We start from the raw sequence: 16,232 nt of genomic DNA, 5'->3' as shown, positions 1-16,232 counted from the left end.
GGCCTGAGAGGCGGTGCCCTGCAGCACATCACCGCGCGATAGACACATCACGTGAGCACGGGCTTTGGAAAAGTCACGGCCCTCACGAGGTTCGTTGTCTTGCGCTTCACTCCTGCAAACCGCAAGCGACACCAACACTCGCGCGTCAAGATAATGACGCGACTTTTCGACAGAGCGCTGTCCGCTATGCCTTCAGAGCGACAACTTCCATGCAGACCCGGTAGCGTTGACTGATCCCGTATCTGACCGCATCGAAACCACATTCTTTCAGTAAAGAGAAAAGCCGCGTTCTGCTAAAGTTATGGTAGTGCTCAAGCTCCCCCAAAAATGGGTTTGCATTATTGTTGGTCAGCAATTTCCAGATGATATTCTCCGTGTTTGGCATTGAAATTAAGAGGCAGCCTCCCTCTTCCATGTTAGAATGAAGGGAACTCAGCACCTCTTTCGGGTACGGAATGTGCTCAAGCACGTCCATCATGCTTACAACTGACAGTTTATTCTTGAACTCAATATCCTGAACCAAGTCACAATAGGCTTCGAAACCCAAGCTTTTCATCGCGCTTACATTGTCTTCCCTCAGATCAACACCGATTGGATGGAAGCCGTATTCTTCTGCGGTAAACAGCAGAGATCCATTCCCAAAGCCGACATCGAGCCAAGCCCCAGCAGACTTGTATGGAAGCACTTTTTCGATCATCATCGATGATACGCTTCTCTGCTCCTCGAGCTTATGTCCAACTTTTTGATGATCATTCGTGTTTCTGAAAACAACCGACAATGCCTCGTCTGTGAAATAGCCATCAACAAATTGATGTTTGCATGTCTCACAATCCATCCATTGCATCACCGGCGGGACAACTGGATCATAGAGCGGGTGCTTGCTGCAATTACCTGTCGCCGACTTGACAATATGCTTTGATTCACAAAGTGGGCATTTTTCGTAGGGTATTCTTACCTGCACAATTCCTCCAGTTTTCCGTCAGTGCTATCACGCCGCTCAATTTCAGCGTTTTTGACAATCAACGACCAGAACTCAAGTACCATCCATGCTGGCAGCACTCATTCGACGTTGCTGCGCAAAGCAAACAACAAGACAAATTTCGCCTAATTGCGTTGAAAACAGGTTAAGTCTTCGCGTGTTTCGCTGCGGAAGGCCGACAGAATGTCCGTGCTGCTCAATAAATGAGGGAACGTACGCGGCGAACTCGAGCGCTAGCCTGGATTAGCGCGACAGCCCCAACGCAATGCGAATTGGAGTTTTCCCATGAAAAAAGGGCTGCGAATGACGCAACCCTTTGTTTTGTATCGTAGGTTCGACGGGTCGAACTTAGCGCTTGGAGAACTGGAACGAACGACGCGCTTTGCGGCGACCGAACTTCTTACGCTCAACAACACGGCTGTCGCGGGTCAGGAAGCCTGCGGCTTTCAGTGCGCCACGCAGCGCGGGATCATAAAGCTGCAGTGCTTTGGAGATCCCGTGCTTGACCGCGCCGGCCTGACCGGAGAGGCCACCGCCCTTGACGGTTGCATAGACGTCGAACTGGTCTTCAACACCGGCCACGGTGAACGGTTGACGCAGGATCATCTGCAGAACCGGACGGGCGAAGTATTTGTTCAGCTCGAGACCATTGACCTGAACCTTGCCGGAACCCGGCTTGATCCAGACGCGGGCAACAGCGTCTTTACGCTTGCCGGTGGCATAGGCACGGCCCAGTTCGTCACGAACGGGTTCGCGCGGTGCCAGTTCTTCGGCTGCGGTTTCGACGCCTGCGACGGCGCCAAGCTCTTCGAGAGTTGTGATCTGATCAGCCATCGTCATTAGCTCCGGGTGTTTTTCTTGTTCATGGATTTGACATCCAGAACTTCGGGGCTCTGGGCTTCATGCGGGTGCTCGGCACTTGCATAGATGCGCAGGTTGGTCATCTGCTGGCGGGACAGGCGGTTGCCCGGCAGCATACGCTTGACGGCCTGGAAGACCACGCGCTCGGGGTGTGCACCCTCGAGGATCTGCTGTTTGGTGCGGGATTTGATGCCGCCCGGGTGGCCAGTGTGCCAGTAGAAGTGCTCGTCGCGCTTCTTGCCGGTCATCTGGATCTTGTCAGCGTTGATGACGATCACGTTGTCACCCATGTCCATGTGGGGGGTGAACGACGGTTTATGCTTGCCGCGAAGGCGAGTGGCAATGATCGATGCGAGACGGCCCAGCACCACGCCTTCGGCGTCGATGATGATCCACTTCTTCTCGATATCTGCCGGGGTAGCAGAGAAGGTTTTCATGTCAGGTCAGTCCTGTTTGTCGTGACAATGGGGCCGCGGACGACTCCATCTGAATTCGATAGACGGGGTTTACGGTGGCGTCACAAAACAGTCAACACAGGCAAACGACATTAAAGTGTTTAAAAACAAAGCACTATAAATTAGGTACTATAATACCCCACTAAAAAACGACCTAGACGCTGATTTGCTCCGGTGGATTGTCCAGCAGCATGCGCAACCGCAGCATCGCGTCCTCGAACCGGGCCAGTGTGACATGCCCATTGATGGCAATGCGTACCGCGTTTGGCGCCCGGCCATCGCGCAGCGCGAACTCATCCGCCGAGCGCAATTGCACCCCCTGCGCCTCTGCCGCGCGGGTAAAGGCCCCTGCCCGCCAGCCGGACGGCAACCGCAACCACAGGAACGGCACCTGCGCGTCCCAGGTCAGCTCAAATGCGCCAAGTGCATTGACCGCCACCCGCACATAATCCGCCATTTCCTCGCGGACGGTCTGAACAAGCTTCTTGCTGCGCGGATCTGCCAGTAGGATGCGTGTCACCTCTGCGAGCGGCTGCGCCAGACCGAAGTACCCGTATTCGGCCACCCGACGCAGGTCCGCCGATTTTCCGACCGGTGCAATGGCGAAACCAACCCGCAACGCGGGCGTCAGTGATTTCGAAATAGATGTGACGTGCCAACTGAGATCCGGCGCCAGCGCCCGATAGGTCGGCGCCCGTGCCTCTCCCATCCGGTAGCAATCGTCCTCGATCACTTGCACCTCATGCCGGCGCAGCACCGACAGGATTTCCTTCCTACGTTCGAGCGGGGTAAATGTGCCGGTCGGATTGTGCACTTCCGGACTGGTACAAAGCACCGATGCGCCGGATTTCTTGATCGCGGCTTCCAGAGCCTCCGGCACGACGCCATGTTCGTCGATTGCCACCCCCACAACCTTTGCGCGCAGAATTTCCGCCGCGCGGCGAAACCCCGCATAAGACAGATCTTCGACCAGGATCGTTGGATTGCTGTCCTTCAGGATCGCCTGCAGCACCGTCATGACCGCGTTCTGCCCGCCATGGGTCAGCACGATGTCACGCTCCCCCAAGGGGCCAAGCGGTGTGTCGGACAACCAGTCCACCACCGCCTGTCGCACCGGTTGATAGGCGTCACGTGTCGGATAATTCAGCAGCGCCAGACGGTCACAATCAGCGGCCTTGCGCAACGCCTCGCGGATCAGCTTGACCTGACCGACATCCACCAGCCTGGGGCTGAACAGGCTCACGTGATTGGGGTTTGCTCCCTCCAGCAGGTGCAATTGACGCGACCAGACATCGTCCATGACCACGGTTTCGCGCTCAGCGACAAAGGTGCCCCGGCCCACTTCGGCCTGCAATAGCCCTTCATCTGTGAGAATTGTATAGGCCCGCGCCACGGTCCCGGGCGTGATATTCAACTGATAGGCCAATTCCCGTACTGGGGGAAGTTTTGCCCCCACCTGCAATGTACCACTTTCGATTGCCAACCGTATCGTATCGGCCACGCGTTTGTACTTTGGACCCGGCCGCTCTGCCAGCGATCCAGTCAAAGTGGAGGGCCAAATTGTACCCATAACAATCTCCGATTAGACAATCCGCGCCGCTCTTTGTACGCCTTACATGCCAGTACATTCAAATTGCATCAATACAAAATGTGAGACTGACCATGACAAATGTGACAGAACACCCGACACACCTTTCCTATCTGACCAATCGTGCGGCGCTGCCGATGATTGCAGAAGTGGCCATTGGTTTTGCGGTTCTGGCCACAAAATGGTCGGTCCGCAGCCGCAGCCGTCGTCAGTTGAGCCGACTTACTCAGCAGCAACTGCGTGACATCGGCCTGCAACGCGAGGACGCCATGCGCGAAGGAACTCTTCCGTTCTGGAGACCCTGATCCCCGGGGCACAGAACCAACTGGCAGGCCGGAGCTTCGTCTCCGGCCTTTTTTTGTGAGCGATACCGGTCGGCGTTCATAAATTTTTACCTTGATCGAATCTCTCCGCCCTCCTATCTGCGCCTGACTTTCGGTACCGATCCCAACCCTGAACTCTTATTCGGGGGGGCGCTAAGGACCGTCTGGATTGTCATCTACTGGAACGAAGGGGCGTGTCATGACCGACGCCAACCTCTTCCAACTGGGGATCGGTCTGGAGACAGGCGCCCATGAGGAAGATACCGCCAGCGGTGTACACACCGCTATTGTGAACTCTTTGGTCGACGCCGACCGCGAGGATCACTTCATTCGCCGCGACGGCAAGGTTTTTGCTGGCACGCATCTGATCATCGAAGTGATGAAAGGCACCGGTCTGGACTGTCAGACCCGGATCGAGGACGCCTTTCGCAAGATGGTCGATGTCTGCGGCGCAACCCTGCTGCATATCCATACGCATAAGTTCTCGCCGCAGGGCGTGTCCGGCGTGGCCGTGCTCGCCGAGAGCCATATCTCCGTGCACACATGGCCCGAAATTGGCTACGGCGCGTTCGACGTCTTTATGTGCGGCGATGCCGAGCCATGGAAAGCCGTCGACGTGCTGAAATCTGCCTTCGAGACCAACATGGTCGAGGTGCGCGAACTGCTGCGCGGCGAGGAAATCGTCGCCAAGGAGGTCGCCGCATGACGGATGAGGTCTGGAACACCGAACGGCTACACGATCATTTTGCCCAGTCCCTGCGGGTGAGCGAGATGTATTATGACAGCAAGACCGAGCATCAGCGGCTCAAGGTTTTTCAGAACGGCACCTTCGGGCGCATTCTGACACTGGACGACGTTGTTCAGACCACCGAGGGCGACAATTTCATCTATCATGAAATGCTGACCCATGTGCCGATCCTGGCGCATGGGGCCGCCAAACGCGTGCTGATCATCGGCGGCGGCGATGGCGGGATTGCGCGCGAGGTGTTGAAACACGCCTCGGTCGAGCATGTCACCATGGTGGAAATCGATGCAGGTGTTGTCGACTTTTCAAAGGAATACCTGCCGATGCTGAGCCAGGGCGCCTTTGACGATGCCCGGCTCGATCTGGTGATCAATGATGGCGCGGTCTTCATGAAGGAGACCGAGTACAAGTTCGACGTCATCATCGTCGATTCCACGGATCCGATCGGCCCCGGCGAAGTGTTGTTCACCGACACCTTCTATGGCCACGCCGCGCGCGCCCTGACCGAGGACGGCATCATCGTGACCCAGAATGGCGTGCCCTTCATGCAGGGCGACGAGCTGACCAATACCATGCGGGCCTTTCAGGCACTGTTTGCCGATGCGACCTGCTATCTTGCCACCATCCCGACTTATGTGGGCGGGCCGATGGCGCTGGGTTGGGGCAGTCACTCAACCAAGGCTCGGGCGGTTGATCTGGCCACGCTGGAGAGCCGGTTTACTGCGGCGGACCTCGTGCCGGACTACTACACGCCAGAGGTGCACAAGGCCGCCTTTGCCCTACCCGGATATGTGAAAAAGCTCATTCCTTAGAACGACCTGAGCCATGACATTAAAGCGCCCTCGGAGAGATCCGCGGGCGCTTTATCGTTTTGGCGGTATCGAATAGGTCATGGTGGAACGCGCCACAGGTTCGGCCTTGCCTTCGGAAAACAGCAGCACATCCCCCACCGCCAGGGTGCGCCCCAGCTTCAAAAGCCGCGCCTGGCCCAGCAGATCGCGACCGCCCTCCGGCTTGCGCATGAAATCGAACGAGGCATTGGTCGTCACCGCCAGCGCCTCGCCGCCCAAATGCGCCAGCACCAGCGCATAAACCGCGACATCCGCCAGCGCGAACATCGACGGGCCCGACACCGTGCCCCCGGGACGCAGATGCCGCTCCTGCACATTCAGCCGCATGGTGATCTCACCCGGGCGCAGTGCATCAACGCTGAACTCGCCGTTGATCTGCGGAAACACCTCCTCCAGATAGGTCATCAGTTGCGGTGTCTCAAAAACCAGCTGCATCCGCGCGTCTCCCCTCTGTCTTCTCGTCACTGTGCACGCAGCGGGCCTCCTCACAAGCGGATTTTCTTAGAACGCCGCGGCACTCAGAGCGTCGGGCTGGCCGTCAGGGGGGGGCGCAAAGAACGCTTTTTCCTAAAATTTTCGGAAAATTCAGCCTTTGTTTACGAACTGCGGTTTATTGTTTCCGTGTTGAGGCTTCTAATGAAGGCAAGAAAGTGGCAAGAGTTGGGCAAGCCAACGCGCTTGCCGCAATTTGGGCCGCTGCTTCGGACCGTCCCTCCTACCGGATCTCTCACCCGGATATGACGTCCACGAAGCTGCGGCCCTAATTATTTCTGCCTCCGCGCCTCGAACACCAACAGCTGATATTGCGCCCGCAGGTAAGCTGCCCTATTTGCCATCCCATGACACAAGAGCTTCACATCGTCGGCGGCGGAATGGCCGGATCCGAGGCTGCCTGGCAGGCGGCGCACATGGGCATCAACGTGGTGATCCACGAGATGCGTCCCAAGGTCGAAACCTTTGCCCATCAGACAGGCAATCTGGGCGAGATGGTCTGTTCCAACTCCTTCCGCTCGGACGATGACGAACAGAACGCCGTCGGGCTGTTGCATTGGGAAATGCGCGCGGCCAATGGCCTGATCATGGCCACGGCAGAGGAACACCGCCTGCCCGCTGGTGGCGCGCTGGCCGTGGACCGCGATCCCTTTGCCGAAACCGTGACAGCAAAGCTCAAAGCCCTGCCCAATGTGCGCGTCTCTTACGACGAAATCACCGAGCTGCCCGCCGAAGGGCACTGGATCTTTGCCACCGGCCCGCTAACCTCACCCACCCTCGGAGAGGCCATCCAGCAAGAGACCGGTGCCGAGCGTCTGGCTTTCTTTGATGCCATTGCGCCGATCATCTACGCTGAGAGCATCGACATGTCGAAGGCCTGGATGCAATCGCGCTATGACAAGGGCGAGACCGAGGAAGAGCGCACCGCCTACCTCAACTGCCCGATGGACAAGGACCAATACGAAGCCTTCATCGACGCGCTGCTGGCCGCCGACAAGACCGAGTTCCATGAAGGCGAGACCGCCGGGTACTTTGACGGCTGCCTGCCGATCGAGGTGATGGCCGAACGCGGTCGCGAGACCCTGCGCCATGGCCCGATGAAGCCCGTGGGCCTGACCAATCCGCATCAGCCGGAGATCAAGGCACATGCGGTTGTACAGCTGCGTCGCGACAATGCACTGGGGACTCTGTTCAATATCGTCGGCTTCCAGACCAAGATGAAATACGGCGCGCAAGCGGATGTTTTCCGGATGATTCCCGGCTTGGAGAATGCCAGTTTTGCGCGTCTTGGCGGCATCCACCGCAATACATTCCTGAACTCCCCGACGTTGCTCGATCACGAGATGCGCCTGAAGTCCAAACCGAATATCCGCTTTGCCGGTCAGGTGACCGGGGTCGAGGGCTATGTGGAAAGCGCCGCTATGGGGCTGCTCGCCGGGCGTCTCGCTGCAGCGGAAATCCTCGGCCAGGAAGTGCCGCAGGTGCCGCAGGACAGCGCCATGGGCGCGCTGATCCACCACATCACAGGTGGCGCCGAGGCCAAGACCTTTCAGCCGATGAATGTGAACTTCGGCCTGTTTCGCCCCGTGGACGGATTGAAAGGCGGGCGTCGCGGCCGCAAGGATCGCTACAAGGCCTATACCGACCGCGCCAAAGCCGCGTGGCAGGACTGGCTCAACACCTTTTGATAGACGACCTCATGGTCCCGGCATTGCACCGGGTTCGCTGCGCGACCACGCGCTTGCGGACCCGAGCGACATAGGCGCAATGAACGAATGGCTTGATTGACGCACGGCGCAGTTGCTATTCAAGGAATACGGCCCGCGCCTGACGGGGCTAAACTTGAACGCCTACGTCTATGTGATTGAGAAATCGTGACATTCACAACCCGCTTTGCCCCATCTCCAACCGGGCCACTCCATCTGGGACATGCCTATTCCGCCCTCTTGGCGGCTGACTTGGCGGCGCGGCACGACGGGCGTTTCCTGCTTCGGATCGAGGATATCGACCAGTCCCGCGCGCGCATCGTTTGGGAACAGAAGATCTATGAAGATCTGTCCTGGCTCGGTCTCAGCTGGTCGCACGCCGTGATGCGGCAGTCTGATAGATTGCCGCGGTATCGCGCGGCGCTGGCGCAGCTCTCCGCGCTTGGTGTCACCTATCCTTGCCGCTGCAACCGTGCCGATATCGAGGCCGCCGCCGGTGCGCCACAGGAAGGCGTGCCGCAATTTGGTCCCGACGGGCGGATCTACCCGGGCCGCTGCCGTGATCGCAGCATGTCGGAATCCACTCCGGACGACGTGATCCGCCTCGATATGAAGGCCGCGTTGAAGCACCTGCCAAAACTTGGATTTACCGAAACATCAGAAGAGCTTGGGGGGCAAATCTCACTTGACCCAGAGCATCTGGTCACTGCCGTCGGCGACATCATTCTGGTGCGCCGCCACATGGGCAGTTCCTATCACTTGTCAGTGGTGGTGGATGATGCCGACCAGGAAATCACAGATGTTGTGCGCGGCGCCGATCTGTTTGAAAGCACCCAGATCCATGTGGTTCTGCAGGCGCTGCTGAACCTGCCTGTGCCGCGCTATCACCATCATCGCCTGATCCGCGACGACGCGGGCAAACGCCTGGCAAAACGCGACGATGCCCGCGCTATTGCCAAGTATCGCGAGGATGGCGCCAGCCCGCAGGACATTCGCGCTCGCCTTGGGCTGACACCAAAACCCTAGCCTTCTCAGGCCATTGGCGTCATGATCTCAACCTCATCCCCATCCCGTACGGCGGTGTAAAAACAGCTGCGGCGGTTGGTGTGGCACGCCGGTCCGGTTTGGCGGACAAGCGCCAGCAATGCATCACGATCACAGTCCACCCGCAGCTCCACCAGTTCCTGCACATGGCCGGAGCTCTCGCCCTTGATCCAGAATGATTGGCGCGACCGCGACCAATAGGTGACACGGCCGGTCTCAAGCGTTTTTTCCACGCTCTCCGCATTCATCCAGGCCATCATCAGAATCTCGCCGCTCTCGACATCCTGTGCGATGCACGGCAGCAGGCCGGCCTCATTAAATGTCAGTGTTTCGGGCGAAAATTTCACCGGATCTTGCATGTCAAAAACCTTTTGCATCTCAGGGGCGCGACCCTATGTATGGGGAACACGGCCTTAGGGAAACCCAGGAACTGCACATGTCCGGCGAAACCGACCTGATCAAGCTTTATTCAACCAAGATCCTCGCCCTGGCGGCAGAGATCCCGCATCAGGGGCGGCTGGATGATCCCGATGCCACGGTCAAACGCCGCTCTCCGCTGTGTGGCTCAACCGTGACGGTGGATGTGGCGCTCGACGATGGCAAGATTGCGCGCTTTGCCCAGGACGTCAAAGCCTGCGCGCTGGGACAGGCTGCTGCGTCCGTGGTTGGTCAGGCCATCATCGGCCGCAGCCGGGATGAGGTCGAAACCGCCCGCGATCAGCTGAAAGCCATGCTCACCGAGACCGGCCCTGCCCCCGAGGCACCCTTTGAGGGGTTGGAGGTGCTGATCCCGGCGCGGGAGTTCAAGAACCGCCATGCTTCGATCATGCTGGCGCTCGAGGCTACGTTGGAAGCGATGCAAACAGCGCAGAAGGCCAACTGCGCCTGATTTCAGCCCGCGGTTTTTGCTCCCTCCGGAGCAGAAACTGCAATTGCGCCATCCTGATCATCTGTCCGAGACAAAAAAAACCGCCGCACATCCGGGCAGATGGCGGCGGCAAGTCATAGCGCTTTCATGCGGGACCCGGGACACACCAAGCACCGGAGTTCACACTCTAGTGCGGACCGAACAGGCAGTCGGCCTTTGCAAGACTTGAGGCTGGTGCGCCCGGCATGAAAGCACAGGCAAAAACAGAGAAATAGCTACAAAAACAAGAAAGGCGTGGTTCAGATCAGACCAGGCAGGTGAAGCCCGACAACCAACATCACAACCAGCGACGCGGCCCCCAGAGCATCCTGCAACAGGGTAGACTGGGAATTGCGCAATGCGGATTTGAACTGTGTGACCATCTGGAAACCTCCTCGACCTCTGTCTGCGTTCACGACGCCTTTGTTGCTCCTTTGTTCCCATTTCACGCGAGTCGTGTAAAGAACTTTTTGAGAACATTTGCGAACAAAGTGGAACACACAAGAGAACAAGCCGCTGATGGCAGGAATTAACCCACGGAAATCAGGCGGATAGCTTCATCCTGCCGCAACAGCCACAGCAGGGTCCGCGCCGCACGCCCGCGGTCGCTGGTCAGATCAGGATCGGAGGTCATCAGGGCACGGGCATCGCTCTGGGCGACCGCCATCAGATCCGCTTGCCGCTCCAGATCCGCAATGCGGAACCTCGGCAGACCAGATTGAGCAGTGCCGATGACATCCCCCGCCCCGCGCATCTGCAAATCGGTTTCGGCGATGACAAATCCGTCCTCGCTCTGGCGCAGGACCTCCAACCGTTTGCGCCCGCCCTCGGTGAGCGGCGGCTGATACATCAAAAGACATGTGGACTCGGCGGTGCCACGGCCCACGCGGCCGCGCAGCTGGTGCAACTGCGCCAGACCAAAGATCTCGGCCCGCTCGATCACCATGATGGAGGCATTGGGCACGTTGACCCCGACCTCAATTACAGTGGTTGCGACCAGAACCCGCGTGCGGCCCTCCTGAAAGGCCGCCATGGCAGCATCCTTTTCTGCCGGGGGCATCTGCCCATGCACCAGCCCCACCACATCCTCGCCCAGCACAGCGCGCAGGTGTTTGAACCGCTCATCCGCTGCGGTCAGATCCATCACCTCGGATTCCTCGACCAAGGGGCAGACCCAGTAACACTGCCGCCCCTCGGCAATGGCGCGGCGTAGGTGATCGACCACCTCGGACATGCGTTCGGTGCTCAGGATCGCGGTCTTGATCGGTTTGCGCCCCGGCGGTTTCTCGTCGAGGATGGAAACTTCCATATCGCCGTATTGGGTCAACGCCAGCGAGCGCGGGATCGGCGTTGCGGTCATCACCAGCACATCAGCGCGCTTGCCCTTCTCCGCCAGCTCCATCCGTTGCCGCACGCCAAAGCGGTGTTGTTCGTCAACGACCACCAGCCTCAGATCGGCAAAACCGACATCCTGCTGGAACACCGCATGGGTTCCCACCAGGATCTGAATGTCGCCCCGTTGCAAGGCCTCGACCTTGGCGCGGCGGTCCTTGCCCTTGTCCCGTCCCGTGAGGATTTCCAGCACTACGCCTGCGTCATTGGCAAGCGGTTGCAACCCCTCAAGATGTTGACGCGCAAGGATTTCCGTCGGCGCCATCATCACGCCTTGCCCGCCGGCCTCGACCGCAACCAGAAGCGCCATGAAGGCCACCAGTGTCTTGCCCGCGCCCACATCGCCCTGCAGCAACCGGTTCATGCGCCGGGCGGAGGCCATATCCGCCGTGATTTCCTCGATGGCGCGCCCCTGTGCGCCCGTGGGCCTGTAGGGTAGCGCCGAGAGCACCTTGCTTTGCAGTCTCCCGGTGGGGACGGAGCTACGCCCCGGCTGCTCCCGCTCCACGGAGCGGGCGATCGCCAGCGTCAATTGATGCGCAAACAGCTCGTCATAGGCCAGGCGCGCCCGGGCGGGGGCAACCGGTTCAAGGTCCTCCGCGCCACCCGGTGTATGCGCCGCGGCAACCGCTGCATGCCAGTGCTCCCAGCCCTGTTTCGCCTTGTAGCCACCATCCATCCATTCCGGCAGCTCCGGCATGCGCGACATCGCACTCTGAACCGCCTTGAACATGGTCTTCTGGGTGATCCCATGAGTCAGCGGATAGACCGGTTCGAAATCCGGAATCTCCCCCGCCTCCTCCACGGGCAGCATGTGGTCCGGGTGGACCAGCTGCGCCATGCCGTCGAACAGTTCCAGCTTGCCAGAGACCACGCGGCGCGACCCTTCCGGCAGTTGCGCCGTCAGATACCGGCTTCGGCCATGGAAAAACACCAGCTGAAACTCGGTGTCCTGATCCGTCACGTCGATCCGATAGGCGCCCCCCTTGTTGCGCGCGGGGCGGTGACGACCAACTGTCACCTCGACCGTGGCCGTTGTTGGCAGCTCGAGCCCCCGGATGCTTTCACGCCGCCGTCGATCCACCACGCTATAGGGCAAAGTGTACAGCAGATCCCGCGGTGCGGAGATCCGCAGTTGTGCAAAATGCTCAGCCGTTTTGGGACCGACACCTTGCAATGTCTCCAATTCCGCAAAAAGGGGGAACAGCTGTTCCGGACGACCGCTCATGTTCTGCTCACGCCTACCCGATCAGTTCCAGCCATTCGTCCTCGTCCAGCGTCTGGATGCCGAGGTCCTTGGCTTTGGCCGCCTTGGAACCCGCCCCCGGTCCCGCCACGAGGATATCGGTTTTCTTGGATACCGAACCGGAGACCTTCGCCCCCAACGCTTCGGCCCGCGCCTTGGCCTCGGCCCGGGTCATCTTTTCCAGAGAGCCGGTGAATACCACGGTCTTGCCCGCCACCGGGCTGTCTTCCGCCGGGGCATCGGGTTCGATGATATCGAGATGCGCCACCAGACGATCAAAGGCCGCGCGCTCCTCCGAGTTGGCAAAGGCATCAGACAGCGACAGCGCGACCGTGGGGCCAAGCCCGTCGACGCTGATGAGATCATCCCAGGCCGCTTGCGAATCCGGCGCAACCGCGCAGGCCGCGATGGCCGCATTGCGGGCATCTGTGATCTTGGCGCGGCGCTCTGCCGCCTGGGCCTCCTGCCGCTCCACCAGCTCCGCCTCATCCGCCGCACGATGGGCCAAGGCCGCTGGGCGCGCCAAATCAGCGGCCTCCGCCAGCGCCTGCCAGGTGCGGAAATGCAGCGCGACATCCTTGGCGGCAACCTCGCCGACGTGGCGGATACCAAGGCCAAAGATCAGCCGCGCAAATTCAATCCGGCGTTTGTCATTGATCGCCGCAAACAGAGCAGTGGCCGATTTCTCGCCCCAGCCTTCCCGGTTCTTCAGTTGCTGCAGGCCATTGCCATAATTCTCTTGCAGCTCAAAGATGTTTGCGGGTTCTTTCACCCACTCATCTGTATGAAATTGCTCAACCTGCTTGGCGCCCAGCCCCTCGATGTCGAAGGCTGCACGAGAGACGAAGTGCTTGAGTTTTTCCACGGCTTGCGCCGGGCAGATCACACCGCCACTGCATCTACGGACCGCATCACCTTCCTCGCGCACCGCAGGACTGCCGCAGCGCGGGCATGTGGTCGGGAACACATACGGCTCCGTTCCCTCTGGCCTGCGAGTCAAATCCACATCGGCCACTTTCGGAATCACATCACCGGCACGATAGATCTGCACCCAATCGCCGATACGGATGTCCTTGCCCTCGCGTATCTGCGCGCCCTTGGAGTCCAGACCAATGATGTAGTCTTCATTGTGCAGCGTCGCATTGGAGACCACGACCCCGCCCACCGTGACCGGCTGCAACCGCGCCACGGGGCTAAGGGCACCAGTACGCCCAACCTGAATGTCGATCCCCTCCAGCCGGGTCCAGGCGAGCTCTGCCGGAAACTTGTGCGCGATGGCCCAGCGGGGTGTGGTGGAGCGGAAGCCCAGACGCTCCTGCAGGGCCAGATCATCGACCTTGTAGACGACACCATCGATGTCATAGCCAAGATCGGCACGTTGTTCCTCGATGGAATGATAGTGCTCCAGCAGCTCCGCAATACTGTCGCAGCGGCGGGTCAGCGGGTTGGTCTGGAACCCAAGCGCCTCGAACCGTGCGATGGCCTCACTTTGCGTTGTCGCAAGAGGCTCGGACAGCTCACCCCAGCTATAGGCAAAGAACCGCAAGGGCCGCGCGCGGGTGATTTCCGGATCCAGCTGCCGCAATGACCCGGCAGCGGCATTGCGCGGATTGGCAAAGATCTTGCCGCCAGTTTCAGTGTGCCGGGCGTTCAAAGCCTCAAAATCCGCGTGGCTCATGTAGACCTCGCCGCGCACCTCCATCACCTCTGGCGCGCCGGAGATCTGATGCGGAATATCGGCGATGGTGCGCGCGTTCTCGGTCACGTTTTCACCCACCGCACCGTCGCCGCGCGTGGCTGCCTGCACCAGCTGCCCCTGCTCGTAGCGCAGGGAGAGGGACAGGCCATCAATCTTGGGCTCCGCCGTAAATGCCAGAGGGGCCTCCGCGCTCAGCCCGAGGTAGCGGCGCAGACCAGTGGCAAAATCCTCAACATCCTGATCTTCAAAGGCATTCCCCAAAGACATCATCCGCACCGAATGGGTGATCTTACCAAAACCCGAGGCCGCCGGCGCGCCAACCGCATCAACGCGCGTGCCCTCGGCCGCTAACTCTGGAAACGCGTCGGCCAATGCCAGATAGCGGCGTTTCAGTTGATCGTACTCGGCATCCGACAACGTCGGTGCGTCCTTTTGGTGATACGCGACATCCGCAGCCTCGATCTGCGTTTGCAGCGCCTCGAATTCCACACGCGCGTCGGCCGCATCCATCGACCGGGGATCCTGATCTGTCATACTGGCAACGCCCCTCGGATATTTGTCTTGCCTTGGTGATAGTCGCCGATACCCGAGAGGTCCAGTGCCCGAAGTCACACGAAAAAACTCCGCCGGGATGCTCAGCCCGGCGGAGTTCTAGAAACTGTTGTGCGTTAAGTGCCGTGCCGTGCTCAGGCGCCGATCGCGATCCTCGGACCACCGGTGGACAGATCCTCTTGCGGATCGCGCAGCACATAGCCGCGCCCCCAGACGGTTTCGATATAATTTTCGCCGTCTGTCGCCGTGCTGAGCTTCTTGCGCAGTTTGCAGATGAACACGTCGATGATCTTCAGTTCTGGCTCATCCATACCGCCATAGAGATGGTTCAGGAACATCTCCTTGGTGAGGGTCGTGCCTTTGCGAAGCGACAAAAGCTCCAGCATCTGGTATTCCTTACCAGTGAGATGGACAGATTTGCCTTCCACGTCCACGGTCTTGGCATCAAGGTTAACGGAGATCTTCCCGGTCTTGATAATGGACTGGGAATGCCCTTTCGAGCGGCGGATAATCGCGTGGATCCGCGCAACCAGTTCCTCGCGATGGAACGGTTTGGTCAGATAATCATCCGCACCAAAGCCAAAACCCTTGATCTTGTTTTCCGTGTCATCCGCGCCGGAGAGGATCAGGATCGGGGTCTCAATGCGCGACAAGCGCAGCTGACGCAGAACCTCATGACCGTTCATGTCCGGCAGGCCCAGATCCAGCAGGATCAGGTCATAGTCGTATAGCTTTGCCAGATCGATGCCCTCTTCGCCGAGGTCAGTCGTGTAAACATTTAGGTTTGCATGAGTCAGCATCAGCTCGATGCTTTTCGCTGTCGTGGGATCATCCTCGACCAGAAGAATGCGCATATTGGGTCTCCGCCTGTACTCTGTTGTCCTCAGGTTGCGTTAACCTTGCTGGGAAAAGGTTAATGTCCCGTTACCATGATGGTTAATTTCCGCAAAACCTTAAAGTTAACACGGCGGTTTGCGACTCAGGGGTCACGATACTCCTTCAGTCGGGTGGTTTTCAGGGCCTCTTCCCCGTGGTCTGCAACCGCAGCAACCCAGCTTCGGAATTCATCCTCGCTTAGATTGTAAAGACGTAGTGCTTCGGTCTGGGGAATCAATCCGTACAAAACCCCGCGTACGACCGCAGCCTTGCGCGATGCCACCCAGCGTTTTGTGGTTTGAGGCGGCAAGTCCGCCCGTGTCATGACGGTGCCGTCCGGTAATGTGACCGCACGGGGGCCATCAACTTTCTTTAAAAACATCGCTATGCCCTTACTAGGATGCGTATTCTGCTTATATGTGCAAAATGGCGGGCAGCTCTTAACGATGAGTGAAATGCGCCCCTTGAGAATACGTAGCATTTTCATATATTCTTCGATGCTTTCCCGATCCGCAC

At 59.1% G+C, this 16,232-nt stretch carries 17 protein-coding genes; 6 read left to right on the top strand and 11 right to left on the bottom strand.

Annotation, left to right across the window (positions count from 1 at the left end):
- Window positions 1-184 precede the first annotated feature (184 nt).
- The 4 genes from CLV89_RS12715 to CLV89_RS12700 form a co-directional block, all read right to left on the bottom strand.
- Window positions 185-961, bottom strand: coding sequence for a class I SAM-dependent methyltransferase (locus CLV89_RS12715; protein WP_207796925.1), 777 nt, complete (start codon window positions 959-961; stop codon window positions 185-187).
- A gap of 366 nt (window positions 962-1,327) precedes the next feature.
- A complete protein-coding gene (gene rpsI / locus CLV89_RS12710) occupies window positions 1,328-1,813 on the bottom strand; it encodes a 30S ribosomal protein S9 (protein ID WP_106164128.1) in 486 nt (161 codons plus the stop codon).
- Window positions 1,814-1,818: 5 nt separating this feature from the next.
- Complete coding sequence (gene rplM, locus CLV89_RS12705) at window positions 1,819-2,277, bottom strand: 50S ribosomal protein L13 (protein ID WP_106164044.1); 459 nt, start codon at window positions 2,275-2,277, stop codon at window positions 1,819-1,821.
- Between the two features lie 172 nt (window positions 2,278-2,449).
- The gene (locus CLV89_RS12700) at window positions 2,450-3,865 is read right to left on the bottom strand and encodes an aminotransferase-like domain-containing protein (protein ID WP_106164043.1); all 1,416 of its coding nucleotides are present in this window, start codon (window positions 3,863-3,865) and stop codon (window positions 2,450-2,452) included.
- 92 nt (window positions 3,866-3,957) lie between these two features.
- On the opposite strand from CLV89_RS12700, the gene CLV89_RS12695 reads away from it, so the two are divergent.
- From CLV89_RS12695 to speE, 3 genes are all read left to right on the top strand, one after another.
- Window positions 3,958-4,188, top strand: coding sequence for a YjiS-like domain-containing protein (locus CLV89_RS12695; RefSeq protein ID WP_106164042.1), 231 nt, complete (start codon window positions 3,958-3,960; stop codon window positions 4,186-4,188).
- A gap of 217 nt (window positions 4,189-4,405) precedes the next feature.
- Entirely contained in the window at window positions 4,406-4,912 is a 507-nt protein-coding gene (speD, locus tag CLV89_RS12690; protein ID WP_106164041.1) for an adenosylmethionine decarboxylase, read from the top strand.
- Entirely contained in the window at window positions 4,909-5,763 is an 855-nt protein-coding gene (gene speE, locus CLV89_RS12685) for a polyamine aminopropyltransferase (RefSeq protein ID WP_106164040.1), read from the top strand. The genes speD and speE overlap by 4 nt, the downstream gene beginning before the upstream one ends.
- Before the next feature lie 51 nt (window positions 5,764-5,814).
- On the opposite strand, the gene CLV89_RS12680 is transcribed toward speE, so the two are convergent.
- On the bottom strand, window positions 5,815-6,237 hold the full coding sequence (locus CLV89_RS12680) for a PaaI family thioesterase (RefSeq protein ID WP_106164039.1): 423 nt from the start codon (window positions 6,235-6,237) through the stop codon (window positions 5,815-5,817).
- A 404-nt stretch (window positions 6,238-6,641) separates the two neighbouring features.
- Between CLV89_RS12680 and trmFO the strand changes: the two genes are divergently transcribed.
- Both trmFO and gluQRS read left to right on the top strand, forming a co-directional pair.
- Window positions 6,642-7,982, top strand: coding sequence for a methylenetetrahydrofolate--tRNA-(uracil(54)-C(5))-methyltransferase (FADH(2)-oxidizing) TrmFO (trmFO, locus tag CLV89_RS12675; RefSeq protein WP_106164038.1), 1,341 nt, complete (start codon window positions 6,642-6,644; stop codon window positions 7,980-7,982).
- A 186-nt stretch (window positions 7,983-8,168) separates the two neighbouring features.
- Window positions 8,169-9,026, top strand: a complete 858-nt coding sequence (gluQRS, locus tag CLV89_RS12665; RefSeq protein ID WP_106164037.1) for a tRNA glutamyl-Q(34) synthetase GluQRS — start codon at window positions 8,169-8,171, stop codon at window positions 9,024-9,026.
- 5 nt (window positions 9,027-9,031) lie between these two features.
- Here the strand turns inward: gluQRS and hisI are convergent, their stop codons facing one another.
- Entirely contained in the window at window positions 9,032-9,421 is a 390-nt protein-coding gene (gene hisI, locus CLV89_RS12660; protein WP_106164036.1) for a phosphoribosyl-AMP cyclohydrolase, read from the bottom strand.
- Window positions 9,422-9,480: 59 nt separating this feature from the next.
- Here hisI and CLV89_RS12655 point away from each other — a divergent pair, with 59 nt between their 5' ends.
- The gene (locus CLV89_RS12655) at window positions 9,481-9,933 is read left to right on the top strand and encodes an iron-sulfur cluster assembly scaffold protein (protein WP_106164035.1); all 453 of its coding nucleotides are present in this window, start codon (window positions 9,481-9,483) and stop codon (window positions 9,931-9,933) included.
- Between the two features lie 278 nt (window positions 9,934-10,211).
- Here CLV89_RS12655 and CLV89_RS23150 read toward each other — a convergent pair whose 3' ends face one another.
- The 5 genes from CLV89_RS23150 to sciP all read right to left on the bottom strand — a co-directional run bounded on the left by CLV89_RS23150 (window position 10,212) and on the right by sciP (window position 16,098).
- The gene (locus CLV89_RS23150; RefSeq protein ID WP_279327911.1) at window positions 10,212-10,334 is read right to left on the bottom strand and encodes a hypothetical protein; all 123 of its coding nucleotides are present in this window, start codon (window positions 10,332-10,334) and stop codon (window positions 10,212-10,214) included.
- A 146-nt stretch (window positions 10,335-10,480) separates the two neighbouring features.
- Entirely contained in the window at window positions 10,481-12,571 is a 2,091-nt protein-coding gene (recG, locus tag CLV89_RS12650; RefSeq protein WP_106164034.1) for an ATP-dependent DNA helicase RecG, read from the bottom strand.
- A gap of 13 nt (window positions 12,572-12,584) precedes the next feature.
- On the bottom strand, window positions 12,585-14,798 hold the full coding sequence (ligA, locus tag CLV89_RS12645; protein ID WP_106164033.1) for an NAD-dependent DNA ligase LigA: 2,214 nt from the start codon (window positions 14,796-14,798) through the stop codon (window positions 12,585-12,587).
- Window positions 14,799-14,974: 176 nt separating this feature from the next.
- Window positions 14,975-15,694 (bottom strand): response regulator transcription factor CtrA, encoded by a 720-nt coding sequence (gene ctrA, locus CLV89_RS12640; protein ID WP_106164032.1) that lies wholly within the window; start codon window positions 15,692-15,694, stop codon window positions 14,975-14,977.
- 125 nt (window positions 15,695-15,819) lie between these two features.
- A complete protein-coding gene (gene sciP / locus CLV89_RS12635) occupies window positions 15,820-16,098 on the bottom strand; it encodes a CtrA inhibitor SciP (RefSeq protein ID WP_106164127.1) in 279 nt (92 codons plus the stop codon).
- Between the last annotated feature and the right edge of the window lie 134 nt (window positions 16,099-16,232).

This window comes from Tritonibacter scottomollicae (genome assembly GCF_003003215.1).
GTDB lineage: Bacteria > Pseudomonadota > Alphaproteobacteria > Rhodobacterales > Rhodobacteraceae > Epibacterium > Epibacterium scottomollicae.
This window is presented reverse-complemented; position numbering and strand designations above follow the sequence as displayed.

What these genes read in the sequence shown, in the direction of transcription:
- rpsI (WP_106164128.1), bottom strand. Translation starts at nt 1,813, where the DNA reads ATGGCTGATCAGATCACAACTCTCGAAGAGCTTGGCGCCGTCGCAGGC.
- rplM (WP_106164044.1), bottom strand. Translation starts at nt 2,277, where the DNA reads ATGAAAACCTTCTCTGCTACCCCGGCAGATATCGAGAAGAAGTGGATC.
- CLV89_RS12700 (WP_106164043.1), bottom strand. Translation starts at nt 3,865, where the DNA reads ATGGGTACAATTTGGCCCTCCACTTTGACTGGATCGCTGGCAGAGCGG.
- CLV89_RS12695 (WP_106164042.1), top strand. Translation starts at nt 3,958, where the DNA reads ATGACAAATGTGACAGAACACCCGACACACCTTTCCTATCTGACCAAT.
- speD (WP_106164041.1), top strand. Translation starts at nt 4,406, where the DNA reads ATGACCGACGCCAACCTCTTCCAACTGGGGATCGGTCTGGAGACAGGC.
- speE (WP_106164040.1), top strand. Translation starts at nt 4,909, where the DNA reads ATGACGGATGAGGTCTGGAACACCGAACGGCTACACGATCATTTTGCC.
- CLV89_RS12680 (WP_106164039.1), bottom strand. Translation starts at nt 6,237, where the DNA reads ATGCAGCTGGTTTTTGAGACACCGCAACTGATGACCTATCTGGAGGAG.
- trmFO (WP_106164038.1), top strand. Translation starts at nt 6,642, where the DNA reads ATGACACAAGAGCTTCACATCGTCGGCGGCGGAATGGCCGGATCCGAG.
- hisI (WP_106164036.1), bottom strand. Translation starts at nt 9,421, where the DNA reads ATGCAAAAGGTTTTTGACATGCAAGATCCGGTGAAATTTTCGCCCGAA.
- CLV89_RS12655 (WP_106164035.1), top strand. Translation starts at nt 9,481, where the DNA reads ATGTCCGGCGAAACCGACCTGATCAAGCTTTATTCAACCAAGATCCTC.
- CLV89_RS23150 (WP_279327911.1), bottom strand. Translation starts at nt 10,334, where the DNA reads ATGGTCACACAGTTCAAATCCGCATTGCGCAATTCCCAGTCTACCCTG.
- recG (WP_106164034.1), bottom strand. Translation starts at nt 12,571, where the DNA reads ATGAGCGGTCGTCCGGAACAGCTGTTCCCCCTTTTTGCGGAATTGGAG.
- ligA (WP_106164033.1), bottom strand. Translation starts at nt 14,798, where the DNA reads ATGGATGCGGCCGACGCGCGTGTGGAATTCGAGGCGCTGCAAACGCAG.
- ctrA (WP_106164032.1), bottom strand. Translation starts at nt 15,694, where the DNA reads ATGCGCATTCTTCTGGTCGAGGATGATCCCACGACAGCGAAAAGCATC.
- sciP (WP_106164127.1), bottom strand. Translation starts at nt 16,098, where the DNA reads ATGTTTTTAAAGAAAGTTGATGGCCCCCGTGCGGTCACATTACCGGAC.